This window comes from Celeribacter neptunius, from assembly GCF_900113955.1.
In the GTDB taxonomy this organism is placed as follows: Bacteria; Pseudomonadota; Alphaproteobacteria; order Rhodobacterales; family Rhodobacteraceae; genus Celeribacter; species Celeribacter neptunius.
Genome location: NZ_FORH01000002.1, coordinates 97290 through 110821 on the forward strand (window position 1 = coordinate 97290; position 13532 = coordinate 110821).

A 13532-nucleotide genomic window follows, 5' to 3' on the forward strand; every position below is an offset into this window, starting at 1 on the left:
TTTTAACCCCCAATCAACTCTTTGATTTTTGGGGAATAAGGCTTTCAGCTCCCCAAATATCGCACATATAGCCGCGAATGGTGCGATCGGATGAGAACCAGCCCGACCGCGCGACGTTCAGCGCGGCCATCTTAGCCCATTTCTCAGGTTGTCGATAGGCCGCGTCCACCTCGCGCTGCGCCCGCCAGTAATCGGTGAAATCGGAACAGACGAGGAAGTAATCCGACCAGGTGAGATTGTCGGCGATATGGGCGTAACGCCCCGGGTCCTCGGGGCTGAACGTGCCGTCACGCAGCGCATTCAGAGCCCGGGCCAGTCGCGGGTCGGCATGGATCGCCTGCTGCGCATGATCGTGCATCATCCGGCGCTGCATCACCTCATCGGCGAGCATGCCGAAGAGGAAGAAATTGTCCTCGCCCACATGTTCACGAATCTCGACATTGGCACCGTCGAGCGTGCCGACGGTCAACGCACCGTTGAGCGCGAATTTCATGTTGCCGGTGCCGGAGGCCTCCTTGCCGGCCGTCGAGATCTGTTCCGACAGGTCCGCCGCCGGGATCAGCCGCTCGGCGAGACTGACATTGTAATTCGGCAGGAAGATCACCTGCAGGTAATCGCGCGTCGCGGCATCGGCATTCACGAGCTTCGAGACATCGTTGATCAGCCGGATGATATCCTTGGCGAAATGATAGCCCTGCGCCGCCTTGCCGGCGAAGATCTTGACCCGTGGCGTCCAGTCGCCATTCGGGTTGTCCTTGATCTCCTGCCAATGGGCGATGGCCTCGAGAATGTTGAGGTGCTGACGCTTGTATTCGTGCATCCGCTTGATCTGGATGTCGAACATGGCATTTTCGTTGAGCTTGATGCCATGGGCGGTGGCGACATAATCGACGAGCGCCTTCTTGTTCGCCGCCTTCACCGCCCGGAACCGGTCGAGCCAGGCCTTGTCCTCGATCGCCGGTTCGAGCTTTTGCAATTGCTCGAGATCGGCGACCCATTCGTCACCGATGGTGTCGGTGATCAGATCCGAGAGCCCGTGGTTGCAGGAATGCAGCCAGCGGCGCGGCGTCACGCCGTTGGTCTCGTTGACGATCCGGTCCGGATGCAGCGCGTGCAGATCCTTGAACACCGTCTGTTTCATCAGATCGGTATGGAGCGCGGAGACACCGTTGACCTTGTTGGCGACGATGAACGACAGCTCGCCCATTTTCACCTGCCCGTCCGAGCGCGCGGAAAGCGGCCGGTTCGGATGAGCCTTGTAATGGGCGTCATCGATCCGGTCGATGATCTGCAAATGCCGCGGCAGTAGACGCCCGAACAACCGCTCGTCCCAGCGCTCCAGCGCCTCGGGCAGAAGCGTGTGGTTGGTGTAATTCATGCAGCCATGGGTGATCTCGAGCGCCTCCTCGAAGGACAACCCGCGTTCGTCATGCAGGATGCGACAGAGTTCCGGCCCGGCAATCGCCGGGTGGGTGTCGTTCAATTGGATCGCCACCTTTTGGGGCAAGAGGCGAATGTCGTCATGGGCACTGTCGAAGCGGCGCAGAATGTCGCGGATCGAGGCGGCCGAGAAGAAGAATTCCTGCTTGAGGCGCAGCTCCTTGCCGGCCTCGTTGCTGTCTTCCGGATAGAGCACGCGGGAGATCGTCCGGGCCAGCGCCTCATGTTCGGCGGCGGCAGCGAAATCGCCGGAGTTGAACAGGCCGAGATCGAACGGGTCGACGGCGCGCCCGGCCCAGAGCCGCAGCGTATTGGACCAGCGCCCCTGCCAGCCGATGATCGGCGTGTCGAAGGCCTCGGCCTGGATGAGCTCGGAGGGCCGCCAGAAGGTCCGGCCATTCTCGAAGATCACATCGCCGCCGAACCCGAGGGTAAAGCGGACTTCCGGGCGTTCGAATTCCCAGGGGTGCGGTTCTTGCAACCAGGTCTCCGGGCTCTCGACCTGACGGCCATCGACGAAACTCTGTTTGAACAAGCCGTTTTCGTAGCGGATGCCATAGCCCATGGCCGGGCAGCCAATTGTGGACAGGCTGTCCAGAAAACAGGCCGCGAGCCGCCCGAGACCGCCGTTGCCCAGCGCCGCGTCGGGTTCGTCATCGAGAATGGTGCGCATGTCCATGTCGAAGGAGGCCAGTGCCTCCTGCACCTCTTGGTACATCCCGAGATTGACGATGCCGTCCTCCAACAGCCGCCCGATCAGGAATTCCATCGACAGGTAATAGACCCGTTTGCCATCGATCTCGTAGGTCTCCCGCGTCGAGGCGACCCAATGGTCGACGATACGGTCGCGGATCGCGTGGCTCAGCGCCATGCGCCAGTCAAAGAACTGCGCGTGTTCCGGGTCTTTGCCCATCGTGTAGGTGAGATGTTGCAGGAGGGATTCACGAAAATCGGAGGTTTTGCGGGAGGTTCGCACCATGGATCACCTTATGACAATGGCAAGGGTTATGCGCAGGCATACACGTTCAATCGTATCCATTCACCTAAGCCGCAAAGAAAACTTATCGCAAGGAGCTCGGCGCAGTTTCTGACGGGTTGCAGAAGATTTCGTCGCAAAATCTCTTGATCTGCCAGTGTATTATTCAACGGCTGCCGCATGATCCCGCCCGAGTTGCACCGGGCAATGCGCCCTGCGCGCCCTTCCTATCGGGCGCGCATGACAGTTTTATGCAGTGGCGTTCGGAAACCCCCGCTCAAGCGCCGCGGCCACCGCGGGCCTTTGCGTCAGGGCGTCGTAATAGCTTTGCAGCGGCGCAGGCAGCGCCACCCCGATACGGTCCGTCCAGGACATCAGATAATAGGCTGCCGCATCGGCGATGGTGAAATCCTCGAACAGATACGGCCCCTCACCCAGTTGCTCGGCAAGACGGTCGAATCCCTCGCGCACCACCTCCTGCCCGTGCTGGCGCAGATCCGCCTGCGCCGCCGCGTCGGCGGTGAATTTCTGCGGCACCATGGCAAAGACCGAACCGCGCATATGCAGCCCCGAAACGATATGTTCGGTGAGTTCCATCACCCGCACCTCGTCTTCGAGACCCGCGGGCAGAAGCCCGGCTCCGGGATGGGATTTGGCGAGCCAATAGGCGATCACCGGGAATTCGGTGAGCATGCCGCCCCCGTCACGCATCAGCGCGGGGACCTTGCCCTTGGGGTTCAGCTCCAGATACTGCGGCTGGCGATGGGCGCCCTGTTGCAGGTTGGTGATCTCAAGCTCATAGGGTTGGCCGATCTCTTCGAGCAGGATGAGAATGCCCAAAGAGCATGAGCCGGGGGAATGAAAGAGTTTCAATGCGCGTCTCCTGTGCTAGATGCTCCTCGAGATAGACCGCTCCGACGGCGGGACAAAGCCCAAAGGACAGATGTCCGGTCGACGGACGGAACCGACGGCCTGCTTGCCCTGCCCGTCAGGCACGGTTTTGAACAAGAAAAACGGAAATACGCCCATGACCAATACCCCCATGACATCCGATACGCCCCGCCCTGCCCTCGCGCCTCTGTCCGATGCGGACTGGCCCGCCCCCGTGGCCGATCTGCGCGACGGTTTTGCCGGGGCGCTCAATGTCTATCGCACCATGGCGCATCACCCCGCGCTTCTGCGCGGCTGGGCACCGTTGCGCCAGCATGTGGTGAAGGACACATCTCTGGGGCTTGAGCGCTCCGAGGTGGTGATCCTGCGCACCGGAGTGCGGTTGGGCTCGGCCTATGAATGGGCGCATCACGTGTCGCGCGCCCGCGCACTCGGGTTTTCGGACGACCGTATCGCCGCGATCCGCTCGGCGCCGGAGCCCCTGCCGGAGGGCGAAGACGGGCTGCTCATTCGCGCGGTGGATGCGATCTTCGATCACCATCGCCTGCCCGCCGACCTGGAAGCCGAGCTGCGTGACGCGATCGGCAAGGACGGCGTCTTCGATCTCATCGCCACGGTCGGGTTCTATTCCGTGCTGGGCACGATCCTGATGACCTATGAGGTGCCGGTGGACGCCAATATCGCCGCCGAGATGGCCGAAAATCCGCTCTGAGATCCTTTCAGAAACGGTTCGGGCAGAAACGGTTCGGGCAGCCGATCAATCCGAGAGGCTGCCGCCGATCCGGGCGGCGATCTCCTTCAGGGGCTCGGCGTAATCCTCGAGCGCCTTTTTCGTGTTCATCGCCGTGCGGATCCAGATCATCGACACACAGCCCAGCACGGTCTCCGAGCTCCGGGCATCCGGGGCGCGGATCGGCACGGCAATCGAAGAGGTCTGCGGGTTGAATTCGCCGCTGTCGCGAATGGCCACACCGCGCGCCCTGATCTCGGAAATCAGTCGATTGAGCCAGCGTTCCTCGAGATAGGGGAGATCCTGCTCATCGCCCAAGCGGCGCAGATGCTCGAGGATCAGCCCGCGTTCCTCTTCCGGGCAAAAGGCGAGATAGGCCCGCCCTGCCGAGGTGCGCAGCACCGGCAGGCGATAGCCGGTCATGCCCCGGTCGATGGACAGAGGCGAGCGACCATGCGTGGTCTCCTGAATCACCATGGCGGCATTGTTGTAGACCGTGAGATCGAGCGGCCAGACCATGCTCCGCCCGTATTTGGCAAAGAGCGGCCCGGCGGTCTGCGACATCTCGCTGGTGAGCGCATAGCCATCGCCCAAGGCGGCCGCCAGACGGGTCACCCGGACATAGTTCGAGGTGGCGGAAAAGGTGACATAGCCCAGCTCCTCGAGCGTTTCCAGGAGGCGATAGACGGTCGGGCGCGGCAGGGCGAGCGCCTTGGCGATCTCACCGGGGCGGGTCTCACCCAACTTGTTCACGTAGCGCAGGATCGACAGCCCCCGGGCGAGCGCGCGCACAGAGCCTTTGGGCGGAGCTTTCATGAATTCTGCTTCCGGGTCTGAGACGGGGAGCGGCGTGGCAGGATCGATGGTCATGGGAGGACCATTTCACATGCCACGCCGGGTTGAAAGCGCGAAGGATCGCGCGCGGGATCACACGAAGGCGTCCGGGCCTGTGGCTCAGACTTCGGCCTTCACCGGGTTCGACAGCACGCCGACACCGGAGACCTCGACCTCGCAGATATCGCCGTCTTTCATGAACAGCGGCGGGTTGCGGCGCGCGCCGACACCGCCCGGGGTGCCTGACACGATCACATCGCCGGGCAGCAGCGGCAGGATGGTCGAACAATACGAGATCAGCCGCGGGATCGAGCACACCAGCATGTCGAGCGTGGTGTCCTGCACGGTCTCGCCATTCAGGCGGGTCTGCAGGCGCATCTTGGTGTGATCCCCAATCTTGTCCGCGATCTCGTCGGCGGTCACCATCCAGGGGCCGAACCCGCCGGTGCCGGCGAATGTCTTGCCCGGCATGAACTGATGCGTGTGCTTCTGCCAGTCGCGCACGGAGCCGTCGTTATAGCACGCATAGCCCGCGACGTAATCCATCGCATCTTCTTCGGAGATGCGGCGGCCTTCCTTGCCGATGATCACGGCGACCTCGCCCTCATAGTCGAACATGTCGCTCTCGAGCGGTTTGATCAGCGGCTGGTTGTGACCGATCTGCGAGCCTTGGTAGCGGGCGAAGAGCACCGGATTCGGGGTCTCTTCGCGGCCCGTCTCCTCGATATGCGCATGGTAGTTCAGACCGACACAGATGATCTTGTCCGGGTTCGGGATGACCGGATCGTGGGTGACGTCGTCAAAGGCGTAATCGGCCTCGGTTGCCGCGAGCGCTTCGGCGGCAGCCATATCGCCCGTGGCGAGGAAATCGCGCAGCGTCGGCGCGTCAAAGCGTTTGCCGAGATCGACGATACCTTGATCAGTGACGAGCCCGTAGGAGGACACGCCGTCTTTGGTAAAAGAGCAGAGTTTCATGGGTTAAGCCATTTCCGGTTGTTGCGTTTCAGAAGAGGGTTGAAGCGGGCTGGGCAGGATGCGCGTGATCAGCGCCTCCAGCTCAGCTCTGGTGTCGGCCCCGCCGAGCGTGTGACGGTCGGGGCGCAAAACGGTGGCGCGGGCGCCCAGGCGGGCAAGGTGGTCGGCGGCGTTGGAAGTGTCTGTGGTCACCAGACCGACGCCCTCGGGGAGATCGAGCCCCTCGACCAGACCGGCCTCGGCCACCACCACGAAAGCATGCGGGAACACGTCATCCATACGGCTGCCATCCGACATGCGCGGCTGACCGAACAGACGCCCGGCCTTGTCGCTGCCGTCCCCGAGCCCCGGCCCGATCGGCGGCGCGATGCTTTCCATCCGGGCGGAACCATCGGCGGAGGGCAGCGCCGCACGCAGCGCTTCTTCGGTGCCAACCGTGTTGATCAGCCCGCCCAGCCGCACCGCGGTCTTGATATATTCGGCGGCGTTGGGTTTGCGCTCGCTCTCGTAAGTGTCGAGCAGGCGTTCCGCCGCCTCGCCGGTGACAAGGCCTTTGCAGATCAGCGCCAGTTTCCAATAGAGATTGACCACATCGCGAGTGCCGGCGCACATGCCCTGCCCCATGAACGGCGGCGTCTGATGACAGGCATCGCCGGCCAGCAAAAGCCGCCCCTCGCGCCAATCCTCGGCCACCAAGGAGTGGAAGGTGTAGACGGCGGTGCGCTCCAACTCCGCCTCTTCCGGCTTGAGCCAGTCGGACAAGAGCTCCCAGACCCGTTCCGGTTTCGAAATGTCGTGGCTCGTCTCCTCGGGCAGGACGGTGATCTCCCAGCGCCGTCGCATCCCAGGCGTGCGCACATAGGTGGCGGGACGTTCGGGCACGCAATACTGGATCGAATGATCGCCGAGGCTCGGCTTGTCCTCATTGAGGATCACATCGACCACGAGCCAGCGTTCGTGGAAACCGTAATCCTCCATATCGCTCTCGATATAGCGGCGAATGAGCGAGCGCGCGCCATCGCAGCCGACCACATAGGAGGCACTGACGTGATGGACCTTGCCCTTGGTCATGTCCTCATAGCGCAGCTCGACCTTGTCGCCCTGATCGTCGATGTTGAACACATCGCAACGGGTGCGCACGGTGACCTCGGGGCGATCCGCAAGCCGGTCGCGCAACAGCTCCTCGAGATCGGGCTGGTGGAAGCGATAATTGGCGTTCCAGGCCTGCGGCCCCTCGCCCTGCGGGCGCGGCCAATCCAAAAGAATCTTGCCATCTCGGTCGACGAATTGCATGCCCGGGTGGCGATGGGTCTTTGCGGCCATCTCATCGGCAATGCCGATCCATTGAAAGGCGCGCATCACCTCGGCATCGAAATGCACCGCGCGCGGCAGGTGATAATGTGCCGCCTCGCGTTCCAAGACCAGAGTCTTGAGGCCGCAAGCCGCCAATAGATGCGCCAGCGTGGCACCCGCAGGCCCGTAGCCCACGATGGCAACGTCGAAATGTTCCATTCTCATGTCCTTCCAGATGCGTTCTTTTTGGCGAGCTCGCCGTAGAGCCACGGGCACTCCGCCACCGGCGGGCTGCGACGGCCGCGTTCGGCGGCGTCCAAGCGCATGTCGCGCAGGCGTTTGCGGCCCTGTTCCTCTTCGAGATAAAGCCGCTCATGACCCCAGAAGCTCGGCCCGTCATGGGTCTGATGCGGCTCCCATGTCTCGGGCTCGATCAACCGCCCGCCCCAGCCGTTCTCGACAAAGAAACCCGAGGGCGAATGGGCGTAATAGGAGGTCATGTAATCATTGGTATGGCGGCCGAGCGTATAGGCGACCCGGCCCTCTTCCCGTTGCGCCAGATCATAGCCCTGCCCCACGTCGTCAAGGTTCTGGAATTCGACCATGAAATGGTGAAAGCCCAATTGGCCGGAGCCGACCATGGCAAAGCTGTGGTGGCGCTCATTGAGATGGAAGAAGTAGAGCCCGTAAGGTTCCAGCCCGTAATCGGAGACATGAAAGTCCAGAAGATCGCGGTAGAAGGGCATCATCACCTCGATGTCCTTGACGTGCAGAACCGCATGGCCCATGCCCAGCGGACCGGTCATGAACCCGTCGATCGGGCGCCCCGGCACGAACGGGTCAGAGGCGATCATCGGATTGAAAAACAGCTCGACCCGGTTGCCGCCCGGGTCCTCGAACCAGATCAGCCCCTCGACAAAGCGCCGATCGCAGAGCTCCTTGGAGCCGAGCGTGACCCGAACGCCCGCCGCATCGAGCCGGCCCGCGTAATGTTGCAGATCGTCCTTGTGGGCCACTTCGAAACCCAGAAACGCCAGCGTCTCTCCGGGTTCATCGGACACCAGAAGCCGCTGCATCTTGTCATCCATGCGAAAGGCCAGCGCCTTGCCGCCGCGGTCGATTTTCTGCATGCCCAGAAGCTTGCCGGCAAAATCGGACCAGTCGTCGAGCTTGTCGGAGCGCACACCGAGATAGCCCAGAGCAATGATCGCCATGGTTGTCTCCATTGGTTGAATTCGGGATGCCTCAGTTTAAAAGGTCAGCGCCCTGACCCCGAGGCGAGATCCCTGTCCGTCCGAAGAGCGGACAGGGCATGCGATCAGTGACCGGCCACCTCATGGGCACGGCTCAGCGCCGCGTCGGCCGCCGCGGTATCGGATTGCTCCGCCACCCAGGCTGCGGGCGCGCCCTCGAAGGCTTTGGCCCAGGCCGCCATGCCGGCCGCGTCCGGGTCGACGAAAGTGACCTCGCCCGCGTCACGAAAGGCTTGTTCGATCTCCGCATCGGTCTGATCGACCACGGAGGCGATCCAGTCGGCGGTGGCGCGACCGGACATCTCGTCAATCACCGCCTTGTCGGCGTCAGACAGGCTGTCATAGGCGCGCTGGTTCATCAGGATCGACATAGGTTGAGCCATGAAACCGGTAGTGGAGATGTTCGGCGCCACCTCGTTGAGGCGGAAGGTGCGATAGGCATCCATCACCCAGACCGCGCCGGAAACCACGCCGCGTTCGAGATTTTCATAGACCTGCGGCGCCGGGATGCCGACGCCCGAGGCGCCGACCATGCCGAAGAGTTCGGAGCCGAATTTCGACGGCGAGCGCAGCTTCAGCCCGTCGAGATCGGTGGGGGTCTCGGCGGCTTTGTCCGTCATGAAAAACCGGTAGGCGGGCGTGGTGAACAGCGCAATCACCTTGTAATCGGCATATTCCGCATCGAGCGCGCCATCTTCGGACAATGTGTTGAGGATATCGGCGCCGGTCGCGCCCTTGTCGACCAGCCCCGGCAGCTCCACCACACCGCTCAGCGGGAACAGCCCCGGCGTGTAGGTCGGCACCACCAGGGCGACATCGGCGACACCGGCCTTGACCAGTTCGGCCTGGGCCGGCGGGGCACCGAGGATGGAGCCGGGGTAGAGCTTGAACTGCGCTTTCGGCGAGAGTTTCGCATTCACCTGATCGATCCAGGGCTGCAGGATTTTCGACGAATAGAAGCCCTGCGCCGGCTCGAAGGACGAGACGCGCATTTCCCGGGCCTCTGCGGCGGTGACCGATGCGGTCAATGTGAGAGCCATGGCGGCGGTTTTCAGCAGTCGGTTGAACATGGTTTCCTCCCAGATGTTCTTATGCGGTTCAGATGGCGTTGAGCGGCAGCCAGATCACGATGGCCGGAATGGCGATGATGATGGCGACGCGGATGAAATCGGCGATCACGAAAGGCGCAGCGCCTTTCCACAGTTCGGTGAGCTTGACATCGGGCTGCACGGTCTTGAGCACGAACAGGTTCATCCCCACCGGCGGGGTAATCAGCCCCATTTCCACAACCATGACGGCGAAGATGCCGAACCAGACGAGATCGATCCCGGCGGCCTGGGCGATCGGCACGAAGAGCGGCACGGTCAGAAGCAGCATGGCAAGACTGTCCATCAGCGTGCCGAGACCGAGATAGATCACCAGCATCAACAGGATCACCAGAAGCGGCTGATCGAGGATGCCAGAGAACATGCCGGTCAGAGAGAAGGGCAGGCCCGAGAGCGCCAGAAAGAAATTGAACAGGTTGGCCCCGATCAACACCAGATAGAGCGCACCGCAGGTCATCGCCGTGTCCATCATCGCGGACAGGAAACCCTCGCCCGACAGGCGCCGCGAGATCACCCCATAGGCCAGCACCACGGCGGCGCCGATGGCGGCGGTCTCATTGGCGGTGAAAACCCCACTATAGAGCCCGCCCATGATCAGACCGAAGATGCCGATGGGGGGCAAAAGCTCCCTGAGCGCGGCGTTGCGTTCCTGCGCCGTGGCCCGGGCGCGTTTCGGCGCAGAGGACCAGCCCATCCAGATCGGCACCCAGATGGCGAGACAATAGAGCGTGACGGCCAAAATGATCGGCCCGGCGGTGGCCAGCAAAAGCTCGCGAATGGACTGCTCTGCAATAAAGGCATAGATCACCAGCACGGTCGAAGGCGGGATCAGGATGCCCAGCGTGCCACCGGCGGCCACGGAGCCGGCCGAGAGCGAACGCGAATAGCCCGCGTCTTGCATTTCCGGCATGGCGATCCGACCCATGGTGGCGGTGGTCGCCAGCGAAGACCCGGAAATCATGCCGAAACCCGCAGAGGCCCCGATGGTGGCCAGTGCCAGCCCGCCGCGCCGGTGCCCGATCAGCACCGACATCGATTGATAGAGCTTGGCCGACAGCCCGGAGCGCGCGGCGATATTGCCCATCATCACGAAGAGCGGCAGCATGGTCAGCGTATAATTCGTCAGGCTGTCCCAGGTGGTGGTGGCACCGATGGCCATGGCCCCGTCCATGCCGATGATCATCGCGGAGCCGAGAAGACCCACCAGCCCCAGCGCCACAGCGACGGGCACTTCGAGGAAAATCATGACAATGGCGGCGGCAAAGCCGAGACCGCCCAAAAGCAACCCGCTCATCACCAATCCCTCTCATTGCGTGCCGCGAACCAGAGCCCGGCGATGGCCGCGATCAGGGCAAAGCCGAGCGTCACCGCCGCGACACTGATCGCCAGCGGAATCGGCAGGCCCAGATCCGCCGTGGTTTCCGGAGAGCCCCATTTCGAGACCACGTTCTCGCCCATGATCCAGAGCAGCAGCGCCGCGAAGATCAGCGACCCGATCGCTCCGACAAGACCCAGAGGCCTGGTGAAACGGTTCGGGCTCAGTTCCGACAGCAGCTTGGCGGTGACATGGGTGCGCTTGGCGTAGCACACGGGCATCGACAAGAGCGCGCCCAGACCGATCGACAGCGAGGTCAGCTCGATCGCACCCGGCACGTTCTTGCCAGCAACGGCGCGCAGGATCACATCGCTCACGGTGACGCCGGTGCCGAAGAGAAAGCACAGCCCTGCAGAGGCCAGGAGCGCGCCCGACACGATCTTCTTGGATTTCGAATGGATCATCTTGCCCGGCGCTCCTGTGGCAGGGCGCAGGCGGGCCAGAAACAAGCAGGCCAGAAATGCGTGGCGGGACATGCCCCCACGGCGTTCAGTCTCATGTGCGTTTTCACGGCGTTCCTCCCGTCGCTTTCCTTTGATCTACAAAAGATGTGAGCGGAAACAGGACCGTTAATCACGATGTGTCCGCCTGACGGACACCCTCTTTCCGATCCCGATGGAGCTGCACGCCGAAAGGCCGGCCAAAGCGCACTCACAGGCACCAGCTCAGGCGTAGGTCCGCTCCGCCACATCGGTGTCGCGCAGCATGGCGCTCAGCTCGGTGAGAAAGGCAGCTTCCGCATCGGAGCGTTTGCGCCGCGGGTTGGTCAAAAGGAAAATATCGATCAGCGGCAGCTCGTCGTAAGGCGGCAATTGTCGCAACAGTCCGAGCCCCACGTCCCGCGCCGCCACGTGCAGCGGCAACGCGCCAATGCCGACATTGGCGACGATCATCCGGCGAATCTCATGCAGGTTCGAGGAGATACCGCTCAGGCTGGTGGCGATCTTGGCCCTGAGCCGCATCCGCGTCACCGGCTCGAGCCCGCCACCTTCGGTCTCGGTCTGAAACGACACGGAGCGTTCATCCTCAAGCTCGGAGAGATCAATCGAGTCGCTATGGAACAGCCGGTGATTGGGACCGCAGAACAGACCGAAATACTCGCGGTAGAGCACCTCGGCTTTCAACTCTGCCGGGATTTTGTGCAAAAGACAGATGCCAAGCGAGGCGCGGTTCTGGCTGATCCGGGTGACGACCTCGTCGCTTTCGGCCACGGCGAAGGAAAAACTGACCTTCGGATGCCGCGCCGAGAACTGCCCGAGCACCCGATCGAAATGTTCCGAATTCACATGCGAGGTGATGGCGATCGAGATATGGCCGCGCAATTCGGCGCCGCCGACCTCGAGCAGAGAGGGCAGTTGCGACACCGCTCCGAAGATCGAGGAACATTCGGCATAGAGCAGTTGCCCGGCGCGGGTCACCTTGAATTCATTCGGTTTTCTGATGATAAGCTGATGCCCGGTGGTGTCCTCGAGACGCTTCAGCGCCGAGGAGATCGTTGGCTGTTTGAGGCCAAGGAAATCGGCCGCGCGCGAGATCCCGCGCTGTTCCACCACCACCATGAAAGTGCGCAGCAGGTTCCAGTCGAGATGCCAGGGGAAACGTTGTTGGCGCGGTTGCTTCATTGACCAAATCTATGTTAATGATTGTCATTATTTATTTGCGCAATAGACGGCCTCATGCAAGCGTTTTTGAAAGGGCGTCAAAAGCCTTTGGCCGGTGGGCGTGATCTGCGTGCCCTGCCGGTTGGATGTCTAACAGGAGAGAGAAGACTTATGACCGACCGTAGATCCTTTATCAAAACCGCGCTGATCATGGGCAGCTTTGCCGTGTCCGGGCTGAGCCTCGCCGCGCCGCTGGCCGCCGAAGAGCTCGACACGCTCAAGGAAAAAGGCGTGATGCGCATCGCCATGTCCGGCGCCTACCCTCCGTTCAACTTCGTGAGCGATTCCAATGAGGTGGTCGGTTTCGACCCGGCCATCGGCACCGAGATCAACAAACGCATCGGGCTCGAGACCGAGATCGTCACCACCGCCTGGGACGGCATCATCGGCGGGCTTCTGGCCAATAAATACGACGCCATCGTCGGCTCGATGACGATCACCGACGAGCGCGCCGAAGTGGTCGATTTCGTCGGCCCCTATTACACCACCGGCCGTGCCATTTTCAGCAAGCCGGGCAGCGGCATTGCCTCGCTCGACGATCTCAAGGACGTCAAGGTCGGCGTGACCTTGGGCGAGACCCACGAAGCCTGGGCCAAGGAAAAAGGCTACAAGGTGCGCACCTACAAGGGCCTGCCGGAACTTCTCCTCGAACTTGAAAACGGCCGTGTCGATGCCATCGTCAACGATTCCATCGCCGCCATCCTCGCGCTTAAGGAAAACGGCTACGAATATGAGATGTTCAACGATCCGGAGACCGAGCCCTTCGGCGCCGGCATCGCCATCCGCAAGAACAACCCGGAGCTGAAAGCGGCCATGCAAGAGGCGCTCGATGCGATGATGGAAGATGGCACCTATACCGCCATCGCCGAAGAGTGGATCGGCGAAGACATCCGCTGAGCCTATCGCTCCCCCCTGTCCCTGCCCGGCCCGTCGCCAAATCTGTCTGACGGGCCGGCGTTTGTCGCCGCGCGTTCTCGCGGTCTCCGCTCCCCCTTGAG

12 protein-coding genes are annotated in these 13532 nt (G+C 62.3%); 2 read left to right on the top strand and 10 right to left on the bottom strand.

The features are described 5' to 3' along the window. Positions 1-13 precede the first annotated feature (13 nt). Positions 14-2419 carry a glycogen/starch/alpha-glucan phosphorylase gene (locus tag BM151_RS06595; RefSeq protein WP_090059364.1) on the bottom strand — a complete coding sequence of 802 codons (2406 nt, stop codon included), beginning with the start codon at positions 2417-2419 and terminating at the stop codon, positions 14-16. A gap of 246 nt (positions 2420-2665) precedes the next feature. Further along, positions 2666-3289, bottom strand: coding sequence for a glutathione S-transferase family protein (locus tag BM151_RS06600; RefSeq protein ID WP_090059366.1), 624 nt, complete (start codon positions 3287-3289; stop codon positions 2666-2668). 154 nt (positions 3290-3443) lie between these two features. On the opposite strand from BM151_RS06600, the gene BM151_RS06605 reads away from it, so the two are divergent. Continuing rightward, entirely contained in the window at positions 3444-4019 is a 576-nt protein-coding gene (locus BM151_RS06605; RefSeq protein WP_245781129.1) for a carboxymuconolactone decarboxylase family protein, read from the top strand. A gap of 45 nt (positions 4020-4064) precedes the next feature. Here the strand turns inward: BM151_RS06605 and BM151_RS06610 are convergent, their stop codons facing one another. From BM151_RS06610 to BM151_RS06645, 8 genes are all read right to left on the bottom strand, one after another. Further along, positions 4065-4853, bottom strand: a complete 789-nt coding sequence (locus tag BM151_RS06610; protein ID WP_090060089.1) for a DNA-binding transcriptional regulator — start codon at positions 4851-4853, stop codon at positions 4065-4067. 138 nt (positions 4854-4991) lie between these two features. Continuing rightward, on the bottom strand, positions 4992-5846 hold the full coding sequence (locus BM151_RS06615; RefSeq protein WP_090059367.1) for a fumarylacetoacetate hydrolase family protein: 855 nt from the start codon (positions 5844-5846) through the stop codon (positions 4992-4994). A 3-nt stretch (positions 5847-5849) separates the two neighbouring features. Then, the gene (gene mhpA, locus BM151_RS06620) at positions 5850-7358 is read right to left on the bottom strand and encodes a bifunctional 3-(3-hydroxy-phenyl)propionate/3-hydroxycinnamic acid hydroxylase MhpA (protein WP_090059369.1); all 1509 of its coding nucleotides are present in this window, start codon (positions 7356-7358) and stop codon (positions 5850-5852) included. 2 nt (positions 7359-7360) lie between these two features. Further along, positions 7361-8353 carry a VOC family protein gene (locus BM151_RS06625; protein ID WP_090059370.1) on the bottom strand — a complete coding sequence of 331 codons (993 nt, stop codon included), beginning with the start codon at positions 8351-8353 and terminating at the stop codon, positions 7361-7363. Between the two features lie 104 nt (positions 8354-8457). Then, positions 8458-9462: a TRAP transporter substrate-binding protein gene (locus BM151_RS06630; protein ID WP_090059371.1), complete on the bottom strand. Its 1005-nt coding sequence runs from the start codon at positions 9460-9462 to the stop codon at positions 8458-8460. 28 nt (positions 9463-9490) lie between these two features. Beyond that, entirely contained in the window at positions 9491-10792 is a 1302-nt protein-coding gene (locus BM151_RS06635; RefSeq protein WP_090059373.1) for a TRAP transporter large permease, read from the bottom strand. Then, entirely contained in the window at positions 10792-11277 is a 486-nt protein-coding gene (locus BM151_RS06640; RefSeq protein WP_090060091.1) for a TRAP transporter small permease, read from the bottom strand. The genes BM151_RS06635 and BM151_RS06640 overlap by 1 nt, the downstream gene beginning before the upstream one ends. 261 nt (positions 11278-11538) lie before the next feature. After that, positions 11539-12495, bottom strand: coding sequence for a LysR family transcriptional regulator (locus BM151_RS06645; protein ID WP_090059375.1), 957 nt, complete (start codon positions 12493-12495; stop codon positions 11539-11541). 150 nt (positions 12496-12645) lie between these two features. Here BM151_RS06645 and BM151_RS06650 point away from each other — a divergent pair, with 150 nt between their 5' ends. Further along, the gene (locus BM151_RS06650) at positions 12646-13431 is read left to right on the top strand and encodes a transporter substrate-binding domain-containing protein (RefSeq protein WP_090059376.1); all 786 of its coding nucleotides are present in this window, start codon (positions 12646-12648) and stop codon (positions 13429-13431) included. Positions 13432-13532: the final 101 nt, after the last annotated feature.

What these genes read in the sequence shown, in the direction of transcription:
- BM151_RS06635 (WP_090059373.1), bottom strand. Translation starts at nt 10,792, where the DNA reads ATGAGCGGGTTGCTTTTGGGCGGTCTCGGCTTTGCCGCCGCCATTGTC.
- BM151_RS06605 (WP_245781129.1), top strand. Translation starts at nt 3,444, where the DNA reads ATGACCAATACCCCCATGACATCCGATACGCCCCGCCCTGCCCTCGCG.
- BM151_RS06615 (WP_090059367.1), bottom strand. Translation starts at nt 5,846, where the DNA reads ATGAAACTCTGCTCTTTTACCAAAGACGGCGTGTCCTCCTACGGGCTC.
- mhpA (WP_090059369.1), bottom strand. Translation starts at nt 7,358, where the DNA reads ATGGAACATTTCGACGTTGCCATCGTGGGCTACGGGCCTGCGGGTGCC.
- BM151_RS06595 (WP_090059364.1), bottom strand. Translation starts at nt 2,419, where the DNA reads ATGGTGCGAACCTCCCGCAAAACCTCCGATTTTCGTGAATCCCTCCTG.
- BM151_RS06650 (WP_090059376.1), top strand. Translation starts at nt 12,646, where the DNA reads ATGACCGACCGTAGATCCTTTATCAAAACCGCGCTGATCATGGGCAGC.
- BM151_RS06640 (WP_090060091.1), bottom strand. Translation starts at nt 11,277, where the DNA reads ATGATCCATTCGAAATCCAAGAAGATCGTGTCGGGCGCGCTCCTGGCC.
- BM151_RS06625 (WP_090059370.1), bottom strand. Translation starts at nt 8,353, where the DNA reads ATGGCGATCATTGCTCTGGGCTATCTCGGTGTGCGCTCCGACAAGCTC.
- BM151_RS06645 (WP_090059375.1), bottom strand. Translation starts at nt 12,495, where the DNA reads ATGAAGCAACCGCGCCAACAACGTTTCCCCTGGCATCTCGACTGGAAC.
- BM151_RS06630 (WP_090059371.1), bottom strand. Translation starts at nt 9,462, where the DNA reads ATGTTCAACCGACTGCTGAAAACCGCCGCCATGGCTCTCACATTGACC.
- BM151_RS06610 (WP_090060089.1), bottom strand. Translation starts at nt 4,853, where the DNA reads ATGAAAGCTCCGCCCAAAGGCTCTGTGCGCGCGCTCGCCCGGGGGCTG.